Consider the following 21,316-nt stretch of genomic DNA (forward strand, 5'->3'; position numbering starts at 1 on the left):
AAATGAGGAGAACCGAAATGCTTCGTAGCCTTGGAATGGGCGCCTCGCTGTGCGTCCTGCTGGCTAGCCAGCCGGCCTTTGCGGCTGAACCCGAGCAATGCAAGGTCGTGCGCATGGCCGAGCCTGGATGGAACGACCTTGCCTTCACCACCGGCGTCACCAGCGTCTTGCTCGATGCGCTCGGCTACAAGCCGGCAAGCTCGCTTCTGGGCATCAACGTCATCTATGAATCCTTGAAGAACAATGATTTGGACGTGTTCCTTGGCTATTGGGATCCGGCGATGATCACCTACTACGGGCCCTATAAGAAGGACGGCTCGGTAGACGATGTGCGCGTCAATCTCGTCGGCGCCAAATACACCTTTGCCGTACCGACTTACGTCTGGGAGGCCGGTGTCAAGGATTTTGCCGACCTGCAAAAGTTCGCAGACAAGTTCGGCAGGAAGATGTACCGCATCGAGCCGGGCTCCAACCAGCTGATGATGGACGCCATCGCTGATAAGTCGCTCGGCCTCGATGGCTGGCAGGTCGTCGAATCGAGTGAAGCCGGCATGCTTTCCGAGGTCGGCTACGAGATCAAGGAAAGGCGCTTCATCGTCTTCCAGGGCTGGGCGCCGCATCCAATGAACACGATGTACGACTTCAGATATCTGAGCGGCGGCGACAAGTTCTACGGCCCCAACTTCGGCGCCGCGACGGTGACGACGCAGGTGCGCAAGGGCTATCTGCAGCAGTGCCCGAATGTCGGGCAGTTGCTGAAGAACCTCGCCTTCGATATCGATTTCGAAAATCTCGGCATGGGCTATCTCATCAACGACGGCATGAAGCCGGAGGAAGCCGGCCTGAAGGCGATCAAGGAGAATCCGGATAGGCTCGGCGCCTGGCTTGCCGGTGTCACCACATTCGATGGCAAGCCCGCGCTCGATGCAGTCAAGCAGCAGCTCGGCCTGTGATATCGGCCGATCAGGCGGGCTGGAACGGCCGCAAGCGCAGGGTCGGTCCCGGCTGCGCTGAAACGGCCTGCGTCGAAATCGACGGTCAGGAGCCCGCGCTGGTGCTGGTGCACGGCTTCTCCGACACGAGCCGCAGCTTCTCCTTGCTGGCGCCGCATCTCGCCGGGCGCCGGCTTGTCATGCCAGACCTGCGCGGGCATGGCGCCTCGCCGGCCGGCACACGCGGCTTCGCCCCGGCGGATTTCGCGGAAGACGTGGCGGGTTTGATCGAGCAATTGCGGCTCGAGCGGCCGGTTCTGGTCGGGCATTCCCTGGGCAGTATGGTGGCGATCGAGGCAGCCGCGCGCTACCCCGAGATGATCGGCGGCCTGGTGCTGATGGCCGGAACGCTGCGGCCGCAGATCGGTGAGGACCACCCGATGACCATTGGTGTGCGGGCGCTTCGAGATCCGATATCGCCGGCCGATCCGTTCTATGACTATTGGCATGCCTGCGAGGCCGAGGTTCCAGCGGACTTCCTGACCATGACTGCGGAGGAGGCGTCAGCCATGCCGGCGGCACTTTGGCGCGCAATCCTGGAGCAGGTTCGGCGCATCGATCTGACCGACAAGGCGCGCACGCTGCGCCTGCCGGCGCTTGTCATTGCTGGCGGGCGCGACGTTCTCTTCGACGAAACGCACCAACGGCGGCTCCTCGAAGAAATCCCTGCCGCCAAGCTCGTGAGCGCGGCGCGATGCGGGCATAATTCGCATTGGGAGGATCCGGCATTGGTTGCGGCAGCCATCGCCCGATATTTCAAGGTCTGGAATGAAGCCGACCTCGAAGCGACCGGCAATCCGGGCTGAGAGCAGTCATGAATCTTTCCGAATACGTGGCGTTGGATGCCGTCGCCCTGGCCGGGCATGTTCGCTCGGGCGAATTATCGCCTATCGAGGTCGTCGAGGCGGCTATCGAGGCGATCGAAAGCATCAATCCCGCCATCAATGCCGTGACACTAATCGATGCGGACCGGGCGCTTTCCGCCGCGGCAAGCTGCAACCGGCAAGCCGCACTCGCCGGCATTCCCTTCCTGGTCAAGGACACCGGCGTCAATGTACGGGAGTGGCCGACGACGCACTCGTCGCTCTACTTCAAGGACGCCGAGCCGAAGCCCGACAGCGAGATCGTCCGGCGCTGGCGGGCCGCCGGTCTGATCTTGCTGGGAAAGACAAACACGCCGGAATTTGCCAACGACTTCGTGACCGAGCCCAGCTTTCGCGGCCCCACCTTGAACCCCTGGGATCTTTCGCTGACGGCGGGCGGTTCGAGCGGTGGTGCTGCTGCCGCGGTGGCAAGCGGCATGGTGGCGGTCGCCCACGGTTCCGATATCGGCGGCTCGATCCGGGTGCCGGCTGTCTGTTGCGGCGTGTTCGGCATGAAGCCGTCGCGCGGGCTCACGCCTGTCGGGCCTGGTCGAGGTCAGGTCGGCGCCGGGCTCTACGCCGAGAACGTCCTGTCCCGCACCGTTCGGGACAGCGCCGCCATGCTGGACATGACTGCCGGTCCAGAACAAGGAGCGCCTTACTCCGTGTCGAAATCGGTGCCGTCCTACCTGGACTGGCTGTCTTCCGCCGGCGAGCGTCTACGCGTCGCGTGCCTGGCGCACCGGCCGGATGGCACGCCGGTCGCGTCCGAGATTGGGGAAAAATTCCAGGAAGCCATAATCCTCCTCGAGGATATGGGGCACGAGGTCACAGAGGCGCGTTTCCCGCGGGAAGCCAGCGCCGGAGCGGACTGGAGCATCTTCTGGATGTCGGAGGTTGCGCGGCTGGTTGACGAGCGCGCCGATGAGATCGGGCGGATGCCGGCGGCTGGCGAAATCGAAGGCCTGACTCGTCACGCGCTCGACTGTTTTTGGCGGTCTTCGGCCGCCGACTATCTGAGGGCGCAAGACCACGTGCACAGCGCTTCGCTGGCGATGGCGAGAGCCTTCGATGCGTTCGACCTGATCATGACGCCGACCACGGCCGACCTGCCACCCCGGCTTGGCGCCATCCATGGCGATGGTGCTGTCTTCGATTACGAGGCTTGGGCGAGCCGGGCCTACGGCTTTGCGCCTTTCACGGAAATCTTCAATGTCACCGGCCAACCGGCCGCCAGCCTGCCGCTGTTCCAGTCGAAAGGCGGCCTGCCGATTGGCATCCAGCTTATTGGCCGCAAGAACGAGGATCACCGGCTGCTTCGCGTTTCCCTTGACCTGGAGCAGGCAACCGCATGGACGGCGCGTTATCAGGTGATCCATGCCAGGCATTTTCAGGCGTGAACCAGATGAGGGGACTCCGGCGGATATAGGCGCTTCAACGGCGTTGGTCATACCGGCGCCCGAGCAGCGATCGCGCCGTCGGCGCCAGGCGCAGAACCTCCACGGGCCTGGCCAATTCCCGCTGCGCGGCCTGCTCGAATGCCTGCCATTCCGGGGAGGCAGCCAAGGCTGCCTCGTGGCGAGCGTGCGCTTCGGCGCTGTCGAAACCCGTGATGCTGATGAAGACGTTTTCGCCGGCCCGCACCGGCAGCCGCGGAAAGCTGTTTTCGGCATGCTCGGTGACGAAGGCGGCGAGCGGCCTTGCGCCAAGTGCGGCAAGCACCGGAAGAGCCCCGGTCTGGAAATCCCTGGCGAAGCCGGCTTCCAGGCCCGGCCGCAAATGATGAATCCTGATGACAACAATTGCCTGCAAATCATTGCTTACGGTTGGTTTTTCGAAATCCGGTGTGGCTGCCCGTTGCGATCCCGAGAGGTCTAGGCCGGCGCTCGGCCAGGCCGGCTTCAGCAGCAGCACGTCGTCGGATGAGATCATCGTGGCGTTGGCGGCGTCGCGCCAGGCAGCCCAGACCGGCCCGTCATAGAAGGCGGTCAGAGCGTTTTTCCGCGCTTCCATACCGTCGAAGCCGCGCAGCCAGACGAACATATCCGGCCGGTCGAGATCGCGGAACTGGCCGATGATGGTCATCCCCGCCGTTTCCTGGCCCTCGATCAGCTGATTGTCGAAGACGCCGATCAGCGTCTCGCGCCGGCCGGGTTTCAGCGTGTATTGCCGGAGTTCGACAACGGGCGAGGCGAGCAGATCGGATTTAGATTCGGCGTTCAAAGGCAGGTTCATCGCTGGATCTCCAAAACAGGACAGTCATCCTGTTTATAAAACAGACCGGTTGTCCTGTTTTGTCAATCTGCTATCGTCTGAAGATGTCAGCAGAGATAACCGCTCGCCCAAAGTCGCGGGCTCAAAAACGCACCAACGACCCCGAAGGCATGCGCAAAAAGTTGCTCGATGTCGCCGAGGAGGCGTTTCAGGCACGCGGCTATCACGCCTCCAGCATGGGCGACCTGATGGCGACGGCGGGCGTCACCGGCGGCGCGCTGCACCACCATTTCCCAACCAAGAAGGCGCTGGCGCTTGCAGTGATCGAGGAGCGGGTCGCCGCCGCGGTAGAAGAGACATGGATCGCACCGGTGCGGGAGGCTCCCTCAGCGCGCGAGGGCGTGCGCTCCGTGTTCGCGGCCGTCGCGGCGGAGCTGGAGCGGCAGGGTTTCGTGCGCGGCTGCCCGCTTAACAACCTGGCGCATGAGCTGTCGCTTGCCGATCCGGATTTCCGCATTGCCCTTGCCGGCATTTTTTCGACCTGGCGTCAGGCGATCGCCGACAAGATCAGCGCCGACCAGCAGGCGGGCCGGGAGCTGGGCACCGATCCGCAGCGCTTTGCAGCGTTAGCCGTCGCCAGCTATTCCGGCGCCATGTCGATGGCCAAGACCGCACAGGACGCAAGCGTGCTGCGCGACTGCCTGATGGCGTTGGAGCAGGGAGTTATGTCGTCCAAAACAGGAACGAGGCGACGTAGCAGGATACTGCACAGAGCCCTCTGACGCCGGCAGGACAGAGGCGCCCTGTCGCTGATGTCACGACCAAGGCGGGAAGGCCGAGCTCCTAATTCGGCAGCGGCTTGATCAGCTCGTAGCCGACCACGCTTTCGGCACTGGTGCCCTCGTCATAGCGCCTGGCCACAACTGCCTGCAGGTCGGGTGCGTAGAGCGCGGTAAACTCGTCCCGCGTCTCGCCGGCCTCGCTCCTGATCGTCTGCTTGACCGCGAGCACGGAGTATTTGCAATCACCCAGGCTGACCGTCTCCTTGCCCTTGACGTTGATCTCCAGCGTCTCGGTGCCCTTCGGCGGCTTGTTCGGTGCGAGACGGGCAAATACGATCTTGCTCTTAGCCCCCGCCTTCAGCGGGAACACCTTCCTGAGATCGGAAAACGGGATCATCGCCAGCTGCCCCGTGCTGCTGTCGCGAAACACTTCGATCAGCCCGCCGAACAGGTACTGCGACTGCGGCGATTGCGACTGGTATTTGTTGGCCACGGCAACCATTCCGCCCGCCGCCGGACGAAATTCGCTGTGGATGCCGGGCCTTTCGAGAATGAAGCCGGCCTTGGCCGATTTGGCGTCGATGCACTCGGAGGCATGCGCTGCGCTCGTCATCGCCAGAATGGCCATTGTCATGCCGATGGATGCAGTGTTCATGGCGTCCTCCTCTGCCCGCGCAAGTTGAATGCCGAAAGCAATGCCAGACCTGAGAGAACGTGTCGACACACTTTGCGAGCAACTGGACTGCCGGTCCGCGTCGTGCTGAATTTTAGCGCATGATGCATCGCATTTCCGCCCGACCGGTCTCCCGGCGCAGCTTCCTGATGAAGGCAGCGGGCCTTGCCGCGGCCGGCGCCGTTTCGCGCCCGGCCTTCGGCCAGACCGGGCAGCGCATTCCGCCGATCGACGCCACCTTCTTGTTTATCGCTGATGTCCATGCCTGCCGCATGGCGAACGGATTGAGCCCGCATTGCGAGCAGGAGGGCAAGACCGACGCTGCCTTGCTGCGCAATGTCGCCGCACTCAACGGCGTCGGTGACCGGCAATGGCCGGCTGAGATCGATGGCGTTGCCACCGGCCTGCGCTCGACGGGCAACATCGGCACACCGCTCGGCCTCGTCGTTGGCGGCGACATCACCGACGACGGCGGCGGCCAGATCACCCAGCCCAGCGAGGGCACGCAGCTGCTTCAGTTCAGCCAGCGCTACCAGCAAGGCGTCGGCCCCGACCGCGTGCACATGCCGGTCTATGTCGGCCTCGGCAACCACGACCTCGACCAGAACGGCCCGCGCTCTCATGTCGACTGGTATCGCCGCGAAATGCGCGACCACGTCGAGGTCAACCACCGCCCCGGCGTGTTCTTCAAGCCGCCTGCGCCGGCGACCGACTACGACGTCGAGACCGACTGCTATTCATGGGATTGGGGCGGCTTGCATCTTGTCCAGACGCACCGTTTTGCCGGCGATACCGGTCATGGCGCCGCCAGCAGCCTGCCATGGCTGAAGCAGGACCTGGCGACTTATGCCGGCGACGGCCGCCCGGTCATCCTGTTCCAGCATTACGGCTGGGATACTTTTTCGATCGAAAGATGGGACGCCGCCGAGAAAACCTTCGACGACGGCGGCACGGGTCCGCCGCACTGGTGGAGCGAAGCCGACAGGCAGGCGCTGCTGGCTGTGCTGAAGGGTTACAACGTCGTCGGCATCTTCCATGGCCACCAGCACGCGACGCCGATGATCTACCACCGTGACGGGCTCGATATGTTCAAGCCGAAGGCTGCCTTCATGGGCGGCTTTGCGTTGGCGCGGGTGAGCGAAAACAGCATGGATGTGGTGCTGGGCGAAGCCGCCGGAGATCATGGCGAGGTCACGTTCACCAATGCGTACAGCAAAAGCCTGATTTTCTGACGGGCAGGAGAGGACGCAAAAAAGGCGGCCGAGCCGCCTTTTCCTGGTTTGCGAAGGGCTGGCGTCAAAGCGCCTTCTTCACCTTGTCCTTCACGTCGCCGTAAGCCTTCTGCATCTTGCCGGTCGCCTTGTCGACGTTGCCTTCGGCCTCGGCGCGCTTGTTGCCGGTGGCCTTGCCGGCGGCCTGCTTGACCGAGCCCTTGGCTTGCTTGGCAACGCCGGCAACCTGATCCTTGTTCACCATCTCGCATCTCCTGAACCGTTCGCCTGGAGAAACGGTCGCGGATCGCTTAGGTTCCGGGTTCGGCCGGTCGAGTTGGGATAGCTTCCGGCCGCGAAGCCGACAGGATAGGGTGCACCAGAACGCCCGAACAGACAGGGCCGGAGGGACAATGGCTGAATTCACGCTCTTCATCGGCAACAAATGCTTCTCGTCCTGGTCGCTGAGGCCATGGCTGGCGATGAAGCATCTGGAGATCCCGTTCGAGGAAGGTTTTGTGCGCCTGCGCACGGCCAAGTGCCGGTGCTGAACCATCGGCTGCCGAACGGCGAGGTCCGGATCGTCTGGGAAACCCTTGCCATCCTTGAATATCTCGCCGAGCTGTTTCCCGAGAAAAAGCTCTGGCCGGCCGATATCGGCGCCCGCGCGCTGGCCCGCTCGGCGGCAACAGAGATGCATTCCGGCTTTCGCGAGGTCCGCTATGGCTGGCCGACGAATTTGCGCCGGCCGAAAGGCCACAAGCCGCTCGACGCCGAAGGTGAGGCGCAACGGGCGCGCATCGAGGATCTGTGGCGGCAATGCCGCGAAAAATACGTCAAAGGCGGGCCGTTTCTGTTTGGCCATTTCACCGCGGCCGACGCCAGGTACGCGCCGGTCGTCACCCGCTTCGACACCTATGGCGGCATGTTGGCAACCGATACCCGCGCCTATGTCGACGCCGTGCTTTCGATGCCGGCGATGCGCCACTGGTATGCCGAGGCGGCGAAAGAGCCTTGGCCGGAGCCCGGCCCAGACGAGTAACCAAGCAAAGCCGGTCTTCCACTTCGCGCCCCGCGGCCTATCTGAAGATCGGGCAGGGGCTTTGGAGACTTCACCATGATAGCTGTTTCTTCCGCACTGGCCGGCAAGGTCGCTCTCGTCACCGGCGCTTCATCGGGCATCGGCGAGGCAACCGCTGTGGCGCTGGCCGCCGCCGGGGCAAAGGTGGCGATTGCCGCACGCCGCGCCGATCGGCTCGAAGCGCTGGCCGCGCGTATCGAAAAGGCCGGCGGCACGGCGCTCCGCATCGAGGCCGACGTCACCAGCAACGACGATGTCAGCGCCATGGTCGACAAGGTTGTCGCCGAATGGAGCCGCCTCGACATCCTCGTCAACAATGCCGGGGTGATGCTTCTGTCGCCGGCCGCCGAGGCGGTGCTCGACGACTGGCGCCGCATGGTCGAGATCAACCTGCTGGCGCTGATGGGCGTCACCAAAGCGGCGCTGCCGCATCTGAGGGCCGCCAAAGGTCACATCGTCAATGTCTCGTCGGTCGCCGGCCGTGTCGCCAATCCGGGCGCCAGCGGCTACGCGGCAACCAAGTTCGGCGTCGTCGGCTTTTCCGAATCGCTGCGCCGCGAAGTCTATGCCGATAAGGTTCGCGTCACCGTCATCGAGCCCGGCCTGGTGCGCACCGAGCTCGGCGACCATATCACCAACCCGGCGGCGAAGGCCGGGCTCGACCAGCGGCTCGCCGCCATGAAGGCGCTGACCGTCGAGGACATCGCCGCGGCCCATTCTCTACGCAGTGAGCCAGCCGGCACACGTCAACGTCAACGAGATCGTTATCCGCCCGACCGACCAGGAACGGTGAACGGCGTCAGATCTTTTCGCTACGCTTCGAATCCCGCCCGCAGGAAATCGCCACACTCCTCGACCAGCCGCGACGGGTCCCTCGCGAGATAGACCCCGAAATCCGCCATCGGCGCCGGCGGCAGGTTGAAGCGTCCGTTGAGGCTTTGGCAGTCGGGCGGTAGTCCTTCCTGCAGCAGAAGCCCGATGCCAAGCCCGGCCCTCAGCGCCGAGATCAGTGTCGCGAAGGTCGACACGCGGCAGCCGATCTTCCAGCCGATCCCGGCCTCGGCGAGCGAAGCCAGCATTCTGTCCTGCCAGGAGCAGGCGCCTTCGAAGATGATTAGCGGAAGCTCGACCTCGTCATCGATCTCGATCATGCGGCTTGCCGCCCAGACCAGCTGTCGTGACAGATGGCCTCGCGGCGCCATTGTGAAGCGCGCCGGATCGGCCATGACGATGTCGCATTTTCCTTCGCCCAGCGACTTGCTGAGATCGGTGCTGCTGGCTGATGTCAGCTCGATCTCCACGGAAGGATGCCGGCGGCGGAAGTCGGCAATGATCAACGGCAGCCGCGTCACCGCCAAATCCTCGACGATGCCCAGCCGGACACGGCCGACCAGCCTGCGGCCTTCTATCTCGCGCCTGGCATCGTCGCCGATCGCGATGGCCTTGCGGGCGAAGGCGAGCAGGATCTCGCCGGCCTCGGTCAGCGTCACGCCGCGCGGCGAACGGCGCAGCAGCTCGGCGCCGACTTCACCCTCGAGGCGCTGAAGCTGCATACTCACCGCCGCTTGGGTGCGGGCAAGCCGATCGGCCGCCCGGCTCATCGTTCCCGTATCGGCCACGGTGACGAAGGCGCGCAGCAGCCTGACGTCGATATCTTCAGTCATAAGAATTCCTGATAGCTGTGTCAGCACTATCAGGCTATCCGAAAGCCCGATCTGAATTCAAGGTCCGCTCGCACGAACGGAAACAGGAGCAGCCACCTTGTCCTACAGAAGAAGATTTGAGGAGTTCGGTGTCGCTTGGCCATCGCTCGAGCGGCCTGCTTTGCCGTTCTCGCCGACGGTTCGGGTCGCCGACATCGTCTATGTCTCCGGTCAGATTCCCGAGATCGCGCAGGAGATCGCCGCGATCGGCCAGGTCGGCAGAGAGATCGATCTGGCTGCTGCGCAGAACGCCGCCCGGCTCTGCGCGGCCAACATCGTCTATTGGCTGGACAAGGAACTGGACGGCAATCTCGACCGTGTCGTGAAATTCGCCAAGCTGACCGTCTATGTGAATGCGGCGGCCGGCTTTTCGGCCTATTCGGAGGTCTGCAACGGAGCATCCGAATTTCTGCTCCATGTTTTCGGCGAGCGTGGCGAGCACGCCCGCTGCTCGCTCGGCATGGCCGGCTTGCCGGCCAATGTTCCGGTCGAAGCCGACGCTATCGTGCATGTCCGCTAGGGAAGTCGCCCGAAATGGGCAGTGAAACCAGGAGGACGCTTGGCTTGATGGCTGCAAATCTTGAGGGAAGGAAGGCGCTTGTTCTCGGCGGAGGCAAGGGCCTCGGTTTCGGCGTCGCCGAAGCGCTCGCGGCGAAAGGCGCCGAGATCATCCTGGTCGGACGAGGGGAGAAGACCCTGGATGCGGCGCGGCGCGCGATCGAGGCCGCCGGCCACATCTGCTCGACCTTCAGCGCCGACCTCTCCGACAACGACAGCGTCTCCCGGCTGATCCGTGCCGTCGAGGGCGAGCATCAGCGGATCGACATCGTCCTGCTCAACGGCGGCGGCCCGCCGCCCTTCGCGGCCAGCGTCTTCGATGCGAGCGTCTGGGAGAAGCAGTTCACCAGCATGGTGCTGAGCCAGATGCGCATCGCCATTTCTTTCCTGCCCGGCATGCGGGCGTGGCGCTGGGGACGCATCATCGCCGTTTCCTCGACTTCCGTCCGTGAGCCGATCCCCGGCCTTACCGCCTCGAACGCGCTGCGTGCGTCGCTCGCCGGCTGGGCCAAGACGCTGGCCGGCGAAGTGGCGGCGGACGGCGTCACCGTCAACCTGTTGCTGCCGGGCCGTTTTGCGACGGACCGGACGAAACAGTTCGACGCCATGGACGCCGCCGACAGGGGTGTCGACGCTGCTGTGATCGCCGCCGAGAGTCAGGCTGAAATCCCGGCAAAGCGCTACGGCACTCCCGCCGAATTCGGCGCGGTTGCCGCATTCCTGGCCAGCGACGCAGCCGCCTATGTCACCGGCGTGGCGTTGCCGGTGGATGGCGGGCTCAGCCGCGGCATGCTGTGAGGGGAAGGGTGCAGCGGCGCGAATGGTCGCATCACGCAGGAACGCCCCTCGTGCCTTTTATCTGCGCGGGGGGCGTCCTGTTTGTCGTCCGCCTTTCTCAAAATCGCTCTTTCGAGAACGGCTTTCGACATCGACAGTAATGCTCGCGTCGCCAAAATGGTTCCCGGCTGGAGCAATTCCAGGAAAAGTGTGAACGGTTTTCCGTCCGGAATTGCGCAAAAACAAAGAGATAGAGCGGTTCATCGTTTCCGTGAACGATGAACCGGTCTAAGTGGTTTTTCGGCGGGCAGTAGCCCGGTTTTGCTGTCGGATTTGCCGGAGCGCGGGTCGCCGCCGCGCGTCTCTGCGAGTGTGGCAAATCAAAAAAATTGACACAGCGCGCAAAGAAGTCTACAAGAATTTTGTCGATGTTTGTTTGACCGACTTTTGTTATCCGCGCGCCGAGGCGCGCCTTTGACGAACTTCCCCATCAAAATCGAGACAAACGTTGTTGTGCATCCGCATGACGACGAACGAATATTTGCCATGGAAAGGGTTCGTTATGAGCACAGGCACAGTTAAATGGTTCAACGCCACCAAGGGTTTTGGTTTTATTCAACCTGACGACGGTTCTGCCGACGTTTTTGTCCACATCTCAGCCGTCGAGCGCGCCGGAATGCGCGACATCGTCGAGGGCCAGAAGCTTGGCTACGAGATGGTCCGCGACAACAAGTCGGGCAAAATGTCCGCCGACCAGTTGAAGGCGGCCTAAGACGGAATTCAGCCTCACCGGTGACCACGGATGTACTGGCACCGGTGAATGGCAAATTCCGGCGCATGGTCGCGGGGAGGTTAAGTCCCCGCTCATGGGCATGAGAAGAACGTTTCTTTGCGCGTCTCTCGGGATGCGCGGGCGCTCTCATGGAAGGTCAGGCGGTGCCTGGCCTTTTTCATTTTTGCGCTTCGACCGCCGAAAGAGCGCTGCTCGACGGCCCGGACGTGCTAAGAGGCTGTAAGGACGTTCCAGCAATTTGAAACCGGCTGCCGTATTGCTTTGTGCGGGATCCTGGCCAAAAGACCAGTCTCGTCACTTTTTCGGCGGCGCGCTCCGAACCGGGAGAAAGACCTTGACCGAACCTTCAAAAAAACCCCGCGACCAGGCCGAATCCATTTTTAGCAAGACGCGGACCCAGTCGATGTCGCTCGACCGCATCAATTCCGAACGGGATGCCGTCAGCCAGGCCCGCGAAGCCAAGACCGCGCGGCTGCGCGAACTGCGCCTGGAAAAGGAAGCCGACGAAATGGCGGCAGCGGTTGCGCTCGCGGCCTCGCCAAGACGCGCAGGCAAACGCTGATGGCCACCAAACGTGTGCCTCAAAAGGCGATCGCCGCCGATTCGACCATCGCCGATGTCGTGAGCGAACTCGACAAGCCGGTCGAATATGTCCGGCGCGTGCTTGAAAAGCTCGAGCGCTGCCGGCGTGTCCACGGCGATGCCCAGGTTCGGCTCGGCGTCCGCGGCCGTGCCGAATGCCCCAATTATCTGATCGAATACGTCCGGGAAAACGCCAAGACCCACGAGCGCGTGACCTTTCAGGATGCCGCCTACAGCGGCAGCACGCATCGCGAGCTGGCGCCCCGGCACATCGAGGAAGCCAGGAACTGGTCGCCCGAAGAAATGAACATCACGGCCGTTTCGGCGCTCATCGGCCGCCTTCGCAATCCGAATGCGCCATCATCGCGTTTCTCTGACGAGGATTGATATGGCAATCAAGTTTTCCGCCAAGGGCCAACCGGCAGCACCTGCTGCCGCCGTGAAGCCGGCCAAGCCGTCCGCCGCGCCAAAAACCGGTGAAGCCGCCGAAGCAGGCACCGATCTGTTCAGGTCGCCGGCCGAAGCGCCGCCGCGCAAGCCGAAGAAGAAATAGCGCCCTTGCAGCAAAATGCCGGCCGGAAATCCGCGCCAAGGCCGCTTGCCTTGGCGGTCGCGGAGGATTTTTCGTCGCCACAAGAGGGCGCCGGTCCGGTTGCCTTCGATTGCCAGACCTGTGGCGCCTGCTGTGCCTACTCGTCCAGATGGCCGCGCTTCTCCACCGAGGATGACGCGCAGCTCGACCTTATCCCGCAAAAATACGTGGCTGCCGACGAAGCCGGCATGCGCTGCGACGGCGCGCGCTGTTCGGCACTGTGCGGCGAGGTCGGCAAGTCGACCGCCTGCGGCATCTACGAGATCCGTCCTGACGTCTGCCGCGCCTGCATGCCGGGCGATGACGACTGCCTGATGGCGCGCCGGGCTCACGGACTGCCGACGCTTGAATGACGGCCCTCGGGCTGGCGTCCCAGTTTGAATTTCTTCAGTCAGATGATCGAAAGTCGCTGCGGTAGAGGCCGGGCGATCGTCCGGTCAACCGTTTGAATGCCTGCGAGAACGACGGCACCGATTCATATCCGACGGCGCGCCCGATCTCGCCAATGTTCTGGTTCGTTTCCCGCAGGGCCTTGGCGGCAAGGTTCATCCGCCACCGGGTCACATAGGACAGCGGCGGCTGTCCCACCAGTTGAGCGAAGCGACGCGCGAAGGTGGCCCGGGACTGTGCTGCGCCGCTGGCAAGGGAAGCGACAGTCCAGGGATTGCCCGGCCGCTCGTGGATCAGCCGCAAAGCTTGCGCAATGCCTTTGTCGCGCAAGGCGCCAAACCATCCCCCCGTTCCGAGTGGCTGATGTTCGATCCAGGCACGCAACAAGAAGATCAACGTGCTGTCGAGAAGGCTTGGGGCGACAATGTCGTGGCCGCCGAGATCGCCTTTCGCTTCGACCTGCAGAAGTTCCAGGGCAAGCCGCAGCGGCTCGCTGGTGCCTATCTGATTTCGGGTCAAATGAATCAGCGGAGGAAGCAGCGAAACCATCGGGTATGGCCCGACGCCGTCGAGTGAATATCTCGCACAAAGAAGAGTTGTCGCGGGGCGCTCGCTTTTCGGTTCTGGTCCGCTCTGATTTGCGGAAAGGACGGCGGATATCGATGCCGTCGGTGCATCCGCCGGATTGCAAAGGGCATGCCCGATACCGCTCGCGACAAGGATGACATCTCCCTGGTCTAAGCGGATCGGCACCTTTTCACCGGCTAGCCGCAGCCAGCATTCGCCGTTCTGTATGACGTGGATGGCGGCATTCCTTGTCGGATCCACCGAAATACCCCATGGCCGATGCAGGGTCGCGCTGCCGATCATGGCGCTGCCAAATCTCAGCGAAGCAAGAACTTCGGACAAGGCGTCCACGAGAACCATCCTCCAACGATGAATAGGACGACGCTATTAGACGATCGGATAAGAATCTAGCGGAATAGCGTATCGACCATCTCACAATCGCGACAGATTATGTTGGCAATGTTGGCGTGCGGACGCTCCTGTCCACGCCGGGCAGAAGCAGGCACCTGACGGAGCAAAACATGCGTGACGAACCATCAAATCCACTTCCAGCCAAGGCTCATAGTTCGCTCGAGACCAACAAGATGATCGTCCTGGACTTCATCGACAAAGCGGTAAACCAGGGCAACATCGAAGCTGCTTCGATGCATTTTGGCGAACGCTACATACAACACAATCCGAACATTGCGGATGGTGGGGAGGGCTTCAAAGCCTATCTGCAGCAGCTCAAACAGTCATTTCCCCTCGTGAAGGGAGAGGTGAAGCGGATTTTTGCCGAAGGGGATTTCGTCATCGTGCACATGCACGCAAAACGTGAACCGGAGGAGGAAGGCTTGGCCATCGTCGACATTTTCAGGCTGAACGAAAGTAAGCTCGTCGAACACTGGGAAGTTCGGCAGCCCATTGCCGATAGCAAGCTGCACGCCAACAGCATGATCTGAATGCGCATAGGCTCTCAGGCTGGCTTGTGCCCGCACGTTTCGCTGACTACGCTGCCGGCGGCAGGGCCAGCACCGGGAGACCATCCGTGAGCATCGAATTTTTGTTGACGTCGCTGATTGTCGTGGCTTCGCCCGGTACCGGCGTTCTCTATACGCTGAGCGCCGGGCTTTCACGTGGTGTGCGGGCCAGCATCATTGCCGCTTTCGGCTGCACGCTCGGCATCATTCCGCACATGGCGGCCGCCATCACCGGCCTGGCGGCTCTGCTGCATACCAGTGCCGTCGCCTTCGAGACGCTGAAATATCTGGGCGTCGCCTACCTGCTCTACATGGCCTGGAACACGCTGAAGGAGAAGGGCGGCCTGAGCGTCGACGAAAATGTCGCGCCGCGCTCGGCCGGCAAAGTGATCGCCTCCGGCATTCTGATCAACATCCTCAATCCGAAGCTGTCGATCTTCTTCTTTGCCTTCCTGCCGCAATTCGTCAGCACCACCGAATCGCATGCGCTGTCGAAGATGCTGGAGCTCAGCAGCGTCTTCATGGTGCTCACCTTCGTGGTCTTTGTCGGCTACGGCGTTTTTGCGGCGTCAATCCGCAGCCATGTCGTGTCGCGGCCAAAGGTGCTGACCTGGATGCGCCGCACCTTCGCCGGAGCCTTTGTCATGCTCGGCGCCAAACTGGCGCTGGCGGACCGGTAGACAGCTTTATGCCTTCACGTAGCCCATGGCCTCGACGATCTGCCCGTCCGCCACGCGCATCAGGTTGACGCCGCGCAGCGAATTGCCGTCGGCCATCCAGTAGCGCCAGCGGATCGTCGCCCGGTCGCCGGCGACGAAGGTTTCTTCGATGTCGAAGCGCGTGCCGGGTCCGGTCGCGATCGCCGACCACAGTTCGACGCAGGCGCCCTTGCCGATGCGGCGGGCACCGTCCGGGGCTGGCGTGGTGTTCTCGATCACGCAATCTTCCGCCACCAGATCGTCGAGCGCCGACGGGTCGTGGCGCTGGAAGACGTCGTTGTAGCGCCGCATGATTTCGGCCGTTTCGGCGGAGCGTTCGGCTGCGGCGATATCGATGATGAGTTCCTGTGTCATTGGATATTCCTTTCCCTTCAGTGATCAGTAGCGGCCTCGATGAGGCGGGCCTTGAGCGTGATCACGGCGACGCCGGCCAGCGCCCGCGACACGAGGCAGCTCTCCTTGGCGGTCTGCGCCAGCCGCTCGAAATCCGCCGCCGCCAGCCCGGCGACGCTTGCCTCCGTCTCCAGTTCGATACGGGTCAGCGTCGGTCCGGCCGCGGTGGCGCCGAGATGCGCTTTCGCGATCGTGTGGATGTGCGCGGGAGTGTGACCTTCGCGGCCGAGGATGGCGCTCAGCGCCATCGAGAAGCAGCCGGCATGCGCCGCCACAATCAATTCCTCCGGGTTGGTACCGGGACCGTTCTCGAAACGCGACGGGAAGGAGTAGGCACCTTCGAAGACGCCGCTGCCGAGCCTCAGCCGGCCCGAACCTTCCTTCAACGATCCCTGCCATTGGGCCTCTGCTTCACGAATGGTCATTGTGTCTCTCCTTTTAGTTTGAGGGTTGATCAGTTTTTTGGGGGCGAACCAGTCAGGCGCCGTCGACGACCACTTTTCCGAAGACGTCGCCTTGCTGGAAATAGCGGTAGGCGTCGTTGGCCTCGTCGAAGGCGAACACCTTGTCGATGACGGGCTTGAGCCGATGCACCGAGATGGCGCGCAGCATGGCTTCGAGGTTGGTGCGATTGCCGACGAACAGGCGGCTGATGGTGGCGAGGCTGCGCTGGTAGACCGGGCCGGGGATCTGCACGGTCCCGCCTTTCGCATCCTGTATGGTGAGAAGCACGATGCGCCCGTAAAGGGCGCAGGCGATCATCGATTGTGCGAAGGTCGGCGGGCCGCCGGTCTCGACGACGAGGTCGATGCCGCCGGTCTGCTCGCTCACCGCAGCACCCCATTCCGGCATGCCGGCTGTCGAGACGACGAGGTCGGCGCCGAGCGCCCGCAGCCGGTTCAGCTTCTCGTTGCGCGAGGTGACGGCCACGACACGGCAGCCGAGCAGCTTGGCGAATTGCAGCGCAAACAGCGCGACGCCACCTGAACCGATGACAAGAACCCATTGGCCGGGCTTCGGCATCTCGGCCGCCGTCACGGCATTCCAGGCGGTCAGGCCGGCGCAGGTCAGCGTCGCCGCTTGATGCCAGTCGAGATGATCGGGAAGCGGCACCGCCCATTGCTCGTCGAGCACGGCGTATTCAGCCAGCATCCCGTCCAGCGTGCAGCCAAGTTGGTCGATAAGACCGGCATTGATGCGGCCATCGATCCAGCGCGCAAAATAACTGCCGGTGACGCGGTCGCCTACGGCAAAGCGGGTGACGGCCTCGCCGAGGGCAACGACTTCGCCGGAACCGTCGCTCAGCGGGATAACGCCTTGGCGCGGCGCCAGCGGATAGGTGCCGTTGAGGATCATCGTATCGCGGCGGTTGAGCGAGGTGGCGCGGACACGCACGACGATCTCGTGCGGCTTCGGCGTCGGCTGCGCCTCGTCGCGCATCACCAGGCCCTTGGTCCCGCTCGTTCCTTCAAGGCGATAACTGCGCATCTGCTTCTCTCTATATGTAGACTGATCTACATATTATGTAGACCGGTTGTCATATTCGAGGCAAGGCCTATAATGCTCACTCCTGGCAGAGGTTGACATGGCGAACGACACCCGCACCCGCATACTCGAGACGACGGCGCTGCTGCTTAGGCAGCGCGGCTACCACGGCACGTCGCTCAGCGACATCTTGAGCGCCTCCGCTGCACCGAGAGGCTCGCTCTACTTTCACTTTCCGGGCGGCAAGGATCAGCTGGTCATCGAGGTGACGCGCGACAGCGTCGCCGATGTGACGCAGAGGCTAGACGCCGCGCTCGCTGCCGAAAAGGACCCGGCGGTGGCTGTCCACCACATCTACCAGTCGGTCGCGCGCATGCTGGAAGACAATCAGTTCACGCTCGGTTGCCCGATCGCGCCCGTGGTGTTGGACTCGCCGAACGACATGCCGGAACTGGCCGAGTTGTGCCGGTCGGCTTTCGAGCAATGGATAGGCCTGCTCGGGGCCGCCTTCGTCAGGGCTGGGGTGCCCGAGCGCCGCGCGCATGCGCTGGCGCTGCTGGTCGAATCATCGCTGGAAGGGCTGATGGTGATCGCGCGCGCCACCCACGACCGCGCCCCGGTGCTGGCGGTAGCCGATGAGGTCGCCGCGCTGATTGAGGGGGCATTGCTGGCTAAGGGCGCCGCTGCCGCGGTGCATTGACGCCGCTGTTTGAGCTTAGCGGCTTGCTCTCAAAGCAGAAAGGGCGACCTCTCGGTCGCCCTTTCCGTATCTGAAGACTTGATGGATTGCTTGGATTAGAAATCCATACCACCCATGCCGCCCATGCCGCCGCCGCCCATGCCGCCAGGCATGCCGCCGCCAGCCGACTCCTTCTTCGGAGCCTCAGCGATCATGGCTTCGGTGGTGACCAGCAGGCCAGCGACCGAGGCCGCGTCCTGCAGAGCCGTGCGCACAACCTTGACCGGATCGACGATACCCATGGTGATCATGTCGCCATATTCGCCGGTCTGGGCGTTGTAGCCGAAGGTCGCGCCCTTGTTCTCGAGGATCTTGCCGGCAACGATCGATGCTTCCGCACCGGCGTTGGACGCGATCTGGCGGGCCGGAGCCTGCAGCGCGCGACGCACGATGGCGATGCCCGCGGTCTGGTCGGAGTTGGCACCGGTTGCCTTGATGGTCAGCGAAGCGCGCAGCAGTGCGACGCCGCCGCCGGGAACGATGCCTTCTTCGACGGCCGCGCGGGTCGCGTTGAGGGCGTCATCGACGCGATCCTTCTTTTCCTTAACTTCCACTTCGGTCGCACCGCCGACGCGGATGACGGCAACGCCGCCCGCCAGCTTGGCGAGACGTTCCTGCAGCTTCTCCTTGTCGTAGTCCGAGGTGGTCTCTTCGATCTGCTGCTTGATCTGGGCGACGCGGCCCTGGATCTCGGCCTTCTTGCCGGCGCCGTCGACGATGGTGGTGTTCTCCTTGGAGATCGACACCTTCTTGGCGCGGCCGAGCATGTTCAGGCCGACATTCTCGAGCTTGATGCCGAGGTCTTCGGAGATGACCTGGCCACCGGTGAGGATGGCGATGTCTTCCAGCATGGCCTTGCGGCGATCGCCGAAGCCCGGCGCCTTGACGGCGGCGATCTTCAGGCCGCCACGCAGCTTGTTGACGACGAGCGTGGCCAGGGCCTCGCCTTCGACGTCTTCCGAAATGATGACCAGCGGCTTCGAGGTCTGCACGACAGCCTCGAGGATCGGCAGCATGGCCTGCAGGTTGGAGAGCTTCTTCTCGTGGAGAAGAATGTAGGCGTCTTCCAGATCCGCAACCATCTTCTCGGCGTTGGTGACGAAGTAGGGCGAGAGATAGCCGCGGTCGAACTGCATGCCTTCGACGACTTCGAGCTCGGTCTCGGCGGTCTTGGCTTCCTCGACGGTGATGACGCCTTCATTGCCGACCTTCTGCATCGCTTCCGCGATCATCGAGCCGACCGAAACATCGCCATTGCCGGCAATGGTACCGACCTGGGCAACCTCTTCCGAGGTCTTGATCTTCTTGGCGTTCTTGATCAGCGTCGCGACCACGTCGGCGACGGCGAGGTCGATGCCGCGCTTGAGGTCCATCGGGTTCATGCCGGCGGCAACCGCCTTGTGGCCTTCCTGGACGATCGACTGTGCCAGAACGGTCGCGGTCGTGGTGCCGTCGCCGGCGATGTCGTTGGTCTTCGAAGCAACTTCGCGGACCATCTGCGCGCCCATGTTTTCGAACTTGTCCTCAAGCTCGATTTCCTTGGCGACGGTGACGCCGTCCTTGGTGATGCGCGGTGCGCCGAACGACTTGTCGATGACGACGTTGCGGCCCTTGGGGCCGAGCGTGACCTTCACTGCGTCGGCGAGGATGTTGACGCCGCGCAGCATGCGCTCACGAGCGTCGCGGGAGAATTTTACGTCTTTGGCAGCCATTTTTAGCTCCTGGCAGGGGCTTGAATTGAGCCCGAAGATTTAAGTGAGGGTGTGGCCGATATTCAGCCGATGATGCCCATGATGTCGGATTCCTTCATGATCAGAAGGTCTTCGCCATTGAGCTTGACTTCGGTGCCCGACCACTTGCCGAACAGGATGCGGTCGCCGGCCTTGACGTCCAGCGGGACGAGCTTGCCGGCTTCGTCGCGGGCGCCGGAACCGACGGCGATGATCTCGCCTTCCTGCGGCTTTTCCTTAGCCGTATCGGGGATGATGATCCCGCCCGCGGTCTTGGATTCGGATTCGACCCGACGAACGACCACGCGGTCATGAAGCGGGCGGAACTTCGACTTTGCCATTTTTTATTCCTCGATGAGAATGGTGAGAACAGTTCCTCCGTCCGGCGGCGCCGGACATGTGGTTAGCACTCATCTTGGAGGAGTGCTAACGTGGCGCTGAAATAGGCTGGCAACTCGCGCGAGTCAAGGCGCCCGGTGAGCATCATCAGGACAATTGCTTCAAACAGGATCCTTGACTAAGTCAACTAAATGGCTGATCTTGCCGGGAGGAGGATGCCATGACCATTCATCATCACCCAGGCAACGAGCAGGTCGACGCGGTGCGGGCCTTCAACCGCTTCTATACCCGCCAGATCGGGCTGCTCGACGAAGGGCTGCTGAAAACCACCTTCTCGCTGACCGAGGCGCGGGTGCTCTATGAGCTGGCGCATCGCGATGGCCTGACCGCCACGGATCTTGGGCGCGACCTCGGCCTCGATGCCGGTTATCTCAGCCGGCTGCTGAAGAAGTTCGAGGAGCGTGATCTGGTCGAGCGCGCCACGATCGAGGCGGATGCGCGGCGCTCGTCGATCGCGCTGACCAAGGCCGGGCGGCAGGCCTTCGCTCCGCTGAACCAGGGTTCGCACGACCAGGTCGCGGCTTTGCTCGAACGGCTTTCGGTTGCCGAACAGGACAGGCTGGTCAAGGCCATGCAGACGGTGCAGCGTTTGCTGGGCGGAAGCGCCGAGCCCAAAATTCCCTATATGCTGCGGCCTCTGCAAGTCGGCGACATCGGCTGGATTATTCATCGCCAGGGCCTGCTCTACGCGCAGGAATATGGCTGGGACGAAACCTATGAAGCGCTGGTCGCCGAAATCCTCGGTGCCTTCGTCAAATCCTTCGATCCGAAATGGGAACGCAGCTGGATCGCCGAGCGGGAAGCGGAGGTCGTCGGCTCGGTCTTCGTCGTGCGCCAGTCGGACGAGGTGGCGAAGTTGCGCCTGCTCTATGTCGAGCCGTCGGCGCGCGGCCTCGGCATCGGCAAGCGGCTGGTCGAGGAATGTGTCGGCTTTTGCCGCGCCAAGGATTACAGGACACTGACGCTGTGGACCAACGACGTGCTCGCCGCCGCCCGCCACATCTATGAGGCTGCGGGCTTTAAATTGTCCAACGAGGAGCGCCATCATTCCTTCGGCAAGGATCTGGTCGGCCAGAACTGGAATTTGGAGTTGTAGCAGCGCTACAGAATTCCG

At 62.9% G+C, this 21,316-nt stretch carries 27 protein-coding genes and 1 pseudogene; 18 read left to right on the forward strand and 10 right to left on the reverse strand.

The genetic code is table 11. The annotated features are described in order from the left end of the window. The first annotated feature begins 17 nt into the window (after window positions 1–17). The 3 genes from choX to NKH23_RS09250 are packed head-to-tail and all read left to right on the forward strand — an operon-like array spanning window position 18 to window position 3,255. On the forward strand, window positions 18–953 hold the full coding sequence (choX, locus tag NKH23_RS09240; protein WP_353034582.1) for a choline ABC transporter substrate-binding protein: 936 nt from the start codon (window positions 18–20) through the stop codon (window positions 951–953). Further along, window positions 950–1,798, forward strand: coding sequence for an alpha/beta fold hydrolase (locus NKH23_RS09245; protein WP_352911295.1), 849 nt, complete (start codon window positions 950–952; stop codon window positions 1,796–1,798). Before choX ends, NKH23_RS09245 begins: the two co-directional genes overlap by 4 nt. An 8-nt stretch (window positions 1,799–1,806) precedes the next feature. Continuing rightward, complete coding sequence (locus tag NKH23_RS09250; protein WP_353034584.1) at window positions 1,807–3,255, forward strand: amidase; 1,449 nt, start codon at window positions 1,807–1,809, stop codon at window positions 3,253–3,255. A gap of 34 nt (window positions 3,256–3,289) precedes the next feature. Here the strand turns inward: NKH23_RS09250 and NKH23_RS09255 are convergent, their stop codons facing one another. Then, window positions 3,290–4,090, reverse strand: a complete 801-nt coding sequence (locus tag NKH23_RS09255; RefSeq protein WP_352911290.1) for an NIPSNAP family protein — start codon at window positions 4,088–4,090, stop codon at window positions 3,290–3,292. Window positions 4,091–4,239: 149 nt separating this feature from the next. Here NKH23_RS09255 and NKH23_RS09260 point away from each other — a divergent pair, with 149 nt between their 5' ends. Then, the gene (locus tag NKH23_RS09260; protein WP_352911288.1) at window positions 4,240–4,851 is read left to right on the forward strand and encodes a TetR/AcrR family transcriptional regulator; all 612 of its coding nucleotides are present in this window, start codon (window positions 4,240–4,242) and stop codon (window positions 4,849–4,851) included. Window positions 4,852–4,912: 61 nt separating this feature from the next. On the opposite strand, the gene NKH23_RS09265 is transcribed toward NKH23_RS09260, so the two are convergent. Next, entirely contained in the window at window positions 4,913–5,506 is a 594-nt protein-coding gene (locus NKH23_RS09265; protein ID WP_352911286.1) for a hypothetical protein, read from the reverse strand. A gap of 119 nt (window positions 5,507–5,625) precedes the next feature. Between NKH23_RS09265 and NKH23_RS09270 the strand changes: the two genes are divergently transcribed. Then, the gene (locus NKH23_RS09270) at window positions 5,626–6,756 is read left to right on the forward strand and encodes a metallophosphoesterase (RefSeq protein WP_352911283.1); all 1,131 of its coding nucleotides are present in this window, start codon (window positions 5,626–5,628) and stop codon (window positions 6,754–6,756) included. Window positions 6,757–6,820: 64 nt separating this feature from the next. Here NKH23_RS09270 and NKH23_RS09275 read toward each other — a convergent pair whose 3' ends face one another. Further along, window positions 6,821–7,000, reverse strand: a complete 180-nt coding sequence (locus NKH23_RS09275) for a CsbD family protein (RefSeq protein WP_352911281.1) — start codon at window positions 6,998–7,000, stop codon at window positions 6,821–6,823. A gap of 148 nt (window positions 7,001–7,148) precedes the next feature. Between NKH23_RS09275 and NKH23_RS09280 the strand changes: the two are divergent. After that, window positions 7,149–7,777 (forward strand): annotated as a pseudogene (locus NKH23_RS09280) (glutathione S-transferase). A gap of 75 nt (window positions 7,778–7,852) precedes the next feature. Then, on the forward strand, window positions 7,853–8,701 hold the full coding sequence (locus NKH23_RS09285; protein ID WP_352911280.1) for an SDR family NAD(P)-dependent oxidoreductase: 849 nt from the start codon (window positions 7,853–7,855) through the stop codon (window positions 8,699–8,701). Here the strand turns inward: NKH23_RS09285 and NKH23_RS09290 are convergent. After that, complete coding sequence (locus NKH23_RS09290) at window positions 8,629–9,480, reverse strand: LysR family transcriptional regulator (RefSeq protein ID WP_352911278.1); 852 nt, start codon at window positions 9,478–9,480, stop codon at window positions 8,629–8,631. The two genes, NKH23_RS09285 and NKH23_RS09290, sit on opposite strands and share 73 nt — an antisense overlap. A gap of 97 nt (window positions 9,481–9,577) precedes the next feature. Between NKH23_RS09290 and NKH23_RS09295 the strand changes: the two genes are divergently transcribed. From NKH23_RS09295 to NKH23_RS09325, 7 genes are all read left to right on the forward strand, one after another. Next, a complete protein-coding gene (locus NKH23_RS09295) occupies window positions 9,578–10,039 on the forward strand; it encodes a RidA family protein (protein ID WP_352911275.1) in 462 nt (153 codons plus the stop codon). Window positions 10,040–10,086: 47 nt separating this feature from the next. Next, window positions 10,087–10,875 carry an SDR family oxidoreductase gene (locus NKH23_RS09300; RefSeq protein ID WP_352911273.1) on the forward strand — a complete coding sequence of 263 codons (789 nt, stop codon included), beginning with the start codon at window positions 10,087–10,089 and terminating at the stop codon, window positions 10,873–10,875. Between the two features lie 541 nt (window positions 10,876–11,416). Further along, entirely contained in the window at window positions 11,417–11,626 is a 210-nt protein-coding gene (locus tag NKH23_RS09305) for a cold-shock protein (protein ID WP_010915421.1), read from the forward strand. Window positions 11,627–11,981: 355 nt separating this feature from the next. After that, a complete protein-coding gene (locus NKH23_RS09310) occupies window positions 11,982–12,209 on the forward strand; it encodes a hypothetical protein (protein ID WP_352911631.1) in 228 nt (75 codons plus the stop codon). Then, window positions 12,209–12,616, forward strand: a complete 408-nt coding sequence (locus tag NKH23_RS09315) for a hypothetical protein (RefSeq protein WP_352492579.1) — start codon at window positions 12,209–12,211, stop codon at window positions 12,614–12,616. The genes NKH23_RS09310 and NKH23_RS09315 overlap by 1 nt, the downstream gene beginning before the upstream one ends. Window position 12,617: 1 nt before the next feature. Continuing rightward, complete coding sequence (locus NKH23_RS09320; protein ID WP_352867447.1) at window positions 12,618–12,782, forward strand: hypothetical protein; 165 nt, start codon at window positions 12,618–12,620, stop codon at window positions 12,780–12,782. A gap of 50 nt (window positions 12,783–12,832) precedes the next feature. Beyond that, window positions 12,833–13,174 (forward strand): YkgJ family cysteine cluster protein, encoded by a 342-nt coding sequence (locus NKH23_RS09325; protein WP_352911628.1) that lies wholly within the window; start codon window positions 12,833–12,835, stop codon window positions 13,172–13,174. Window positions 13,175–13,208: 34 nt separating this feature from the next. Here NKH23_RS09325 and NKH23_RS09330 read toward each other — a convergent pair whose 3' ends face one another. Continuing rightward, window positions 13,209–14,138 (reverse strand): AraC family transcriptional regulator, encoded by a 930-nt coding sequence (locus NKH23_RS09330; protein WP_353034586.1) that lies wholly within the window; start codon window positions 14,136–14,138, stop codon window positions 13,209–13,211. A gap of 161 nt (window positions 14,139–14,299) precedes the next feature. On the opposite strand from NKH23_RS09330, the gene NKH23_RS09335 reads away from it, so the two are divergent. Continuing rightward, window positions 14,300–14,719 carry a nuclear transport factor 2 family protein gene (locus NKH23_RS09335; RefSeq protein ID WP_352911270.1) on the forward strand — a complete coding sequence of 140 codons (420 nt, stop codon included), beginning with the start codon at window positions 14,300–14,302 and terminating at the stop codon, window positions 14,717–14,719. 86 nt (window positions 14,720–14,805) lie between these two features. Further along, window positions 14,806–15,417 (forward strand): LysE family translocator, encoded by a 612-nt coding sequence (locus tag NKH23_RS09340; protein WP_352911268.1) that lies wholly within the window; start codon window positions 14,806–14,808, stop codon window positions 15,415–15,417. 6 nt (window positions 15,418–15,423) lie between these two features. On the opposite strand, the gene NKH23_RS09345 is transcribed toward NKH23_RS09340, so the two are convergent. The 3 genes from NKH23_RS09345 to NKH23_RS09355 are packed head-to-tail and all read right to left on the reverse strand — an operon-like array spanning window position 15,424 to window position 17,337. After that, on the reverse strand, window positions 15,424–15,810 hold the full coding sequence (locus tag NKH23_RS09345) for a nuclear transport factor 2 family protein (RefSeq protein WP_352911265.1): 387 nt from the start codon (window positions 15,808–15,810) through the stop codon (window positions 15,424–15,426). Window positions 15,811–15,827: 17 nt separating this feature from the next. Continuing rightward, window positions 15,828–16,274 (reverse strand): OsmC family protein, encoded by a 447-nt coding sequence (locus tag NKH23_RS09350; RefSeq protein ID WP_352911262.1) that lies wholly within the window; start codon window positions 16,272–16,274, stop codon window positions 15,828–15,830. 52 nt (window positions 16,275–16,326) lie between these two features. Further along, window positions 16,327–17,337 carry a zinc-dependent alcohol dehydrogenase family protein gene (locus tag NKH23_RS09355; RefSeq protein ID WP_352911260.1) on the reverse strand — a complete coding sequence of 337 codons (1,011 nt, stop codon included), beginning with the start codon at window positions 17,335–17,337 and terminating at the stop codon, window positions 16,327–16,329. Window positions 17,338–17,434: 97 nt separating this feature from the next. Here NKH23_RS09355 and NKH23_RS09360 point away from each other — a divergent pair, with 97 nt between their 5' ends. Further along, on the forward strand, window positions 17,435–18,034 hold the full coding sequence (locus tag NKH23_RS09360; RefSeq protein WP_353024987.1) for a TetR/AcrR family transcriptional regulator: 600 nt from the start codon (window positions 17,435–17,437) through the stop codon (window positions 18,032–18,034). 95 nt (window positions 18,035–18,129) lie between these two features. Here the strand turns inward: NKH23_RS09360 and groL are convergent, their stop codons facing one another. After that, a complete protein-coding gene (gene groL / locus NKH23_RS09365; RefSeq protein WP_352911254.1) occupies window positions 18,130–19,785 on the reverse strand; it encodes a chaperonin GroEL in 1,656 nt (551 codons plus the stop codon). A gap of 62 nt (window positions 19,786–19,847) precedes the next feature. Continuing rightward, on the reverse strand, window positions 19,848–20,144 hold the full coding sequence (groES, locus tag NKH23_RS09370; protein ID WP_006203049.1) for a co-chaperone GroES: 297 nt from the start codon (window positions 20,142–20,144) through the stop codon (window positions 19,848–19,850). A gap of 218 nt (window positions 20,145–20,362) precedes the next feature. Here groES and NKH23_RS09375 point away from each other — a divergent pair, with 218 nt between their 5' ends. After that, window positions 20,363–21,298 (forward strand): bifunctional helix-turn-helix transcriptional regulator/GNAT family N-acetyltransferase, encoded by a 936-nt coding sequence (locus NKH23_RS09375; protein WP_352911252.1) that lies wholly within the window; start codon window positions 20,363–20,365, stop codon window positions 21,296–21,298. Window positions 21,299–21,316: the final 18 nt, after the last annotated feature.

This window comes from Mesorhizobium sp. M1328 (assembly GCF_040318075.1).
Lineage (GTDB): Bacteria > Pseudomonadota > Alphaproteobacteria > Rhizobiales > Rhizobiaceae > Mesorhizobium.

Coding starts and splice junctions, on each gene's coding strand:
- choX (WP_353034582.1), top strand. CDS start 18: ATGCTTCGTAGCCTTGGAATGGGCGCCTCGCTGTGCGTCCTGCTGGCT.
- NKH23_RS09250 (WP_353034584.1), top strand. CDS start 1,807: ATGAATCTTTCCGAATACGTGGCGTTGGATGCCGTCGCCCTGGCCGGG.
- NKH23_RS09255 (WP_352911290.1), bottom strand. CDS start 4,090: ATGAACCTGCCTTTGAACGCCGAATCTAAATCCGATCTGCTCGCCTCG.
- NKH23_RS09260 (WP_352911288.1), top strand. CDS start 4,240: ATGCGCAAAAAGTTGCTCGATGTCGCCGAGGAGGCGTTTCAGGCACGC.
- NKH23_RS09265 (WP_352911286.1), bottom strand. CDS start 5,506: ATGAACACTGCATCCATCGGCATGACAATGGCCATTCTGGCGATGACG.
- NKH23_RS09270 (WP_352911283.1), top strand. CDS start 5,626: ATGATGCATCGCATTTCCGCCCGACCGGTCTCCCGGCGCAGCTTCCTG.
- NKH23_RS09275 (WP_352911281.1), bottom strand. CDS start 7,000: ATGGTGAACAAGGATCAGGTTGCCGGCGTTGCCAAGCAAGCCAAGGGC.
- NKH23_RS09285 (WP_352911280.1), top strand. CDS start 7,853: ATGATAGCTGTTTCTTCCGCACTGGCCGGCAAGGTCGCTCTCGTCACC.
- NKH23_RS09290 (WP_352911278.1), bottom strand. CDS start 9,480: ATGACTGAAGATATCGACGTCAGGCTGCTGCGCGCCTTCGTCACCGTG.
- NKH23_RS09300 (WP_352911273.1), top strand. CDS start 10,087: ATGGCTGCAAATCTTGAGGGAAGGAAGGCGCTTGTTCTCGGCGGAGGC.
- NKH23_RS09305 (WP_010915421.1), top strand. CDS start 11,417: ATGAGCACAGGCACAGTTAAATGGTTCAACGCCACCAAGGGTTTTGGT.
- NKH23_RS09315 (WP_352492579.1), top strand. CDS start 12,209: ATGGCCACCAAACGTGTGCCTCAAAAGGCGATCGCCGCCGATTCGACC.
- NKH23_RS09320 (WP_352867447.1), top strand. CDS start 12,618: ATGGCAATCAAGTTTTCCGCCAAGGGCCAACCGGCAGCACCTGCTGCC.
- NKH23_RS09330 (WP_353034586.1), bottom strand. CDS start 14,138: ATGGTTCTCGTGGACGCCTTGTCCGAAGTTCTTGCTTCGCTGAGATTT.
- NKH23_RS09335 (WP_352911270.1), top strand. CDS start 14,300: ATGCGTGACGAACCATCAAATCCACTTCCAGCCAAGGCTCATAGTTCG.
- NKH23_RS09345 (WP_352911265.1), bottom strand. CDS start 15,810: ATGACACAGGAACTCATCATCGATATCGCCGCAGCCGAACGCTCCGCC.
- NKH23_RS09350 (WP_352911262.1), bottom strand. CDS start 16,274: ATGACCATTCGTGAAGCAGAGGCCCAATGGCAGGGATCGTTGAAGGAA.
- NKH23_RS09355 (WP_352911260.1), bottom strand. CDS start 17,337: ATGCGCAGTTATCGCCTTGAAGGAACGAGCGGGACCAAGGGCCTGGTG.
- NKH23_RS09360 (WP_353024987.1), top strand. CDS start 17,435: ATGGCGAACGACACCCGCACCCGCATACTCGAGACGACGGCGCTGCTG.
- groL (WP_352911254.1), bottom strand. CDS start 19,785: ATGGCTGCCAAAGACGTAAAATTCTCCCGCGACGCTCGTGAGCGCATG.
- groES (WP_006203049.1), bottom strand. CDS start 20,144: ATGGCAAAGTCGAAGTTCCGCCCGCTTCATGACCGCGTGGTCGTTCGT.
- NKH23_RS09375 (WP_352911252.1), top strand. CDS start 20,363: ATGACCATTCATCATCACCCAGGCAACGAGCAGGTCGACGCGGTGCGG.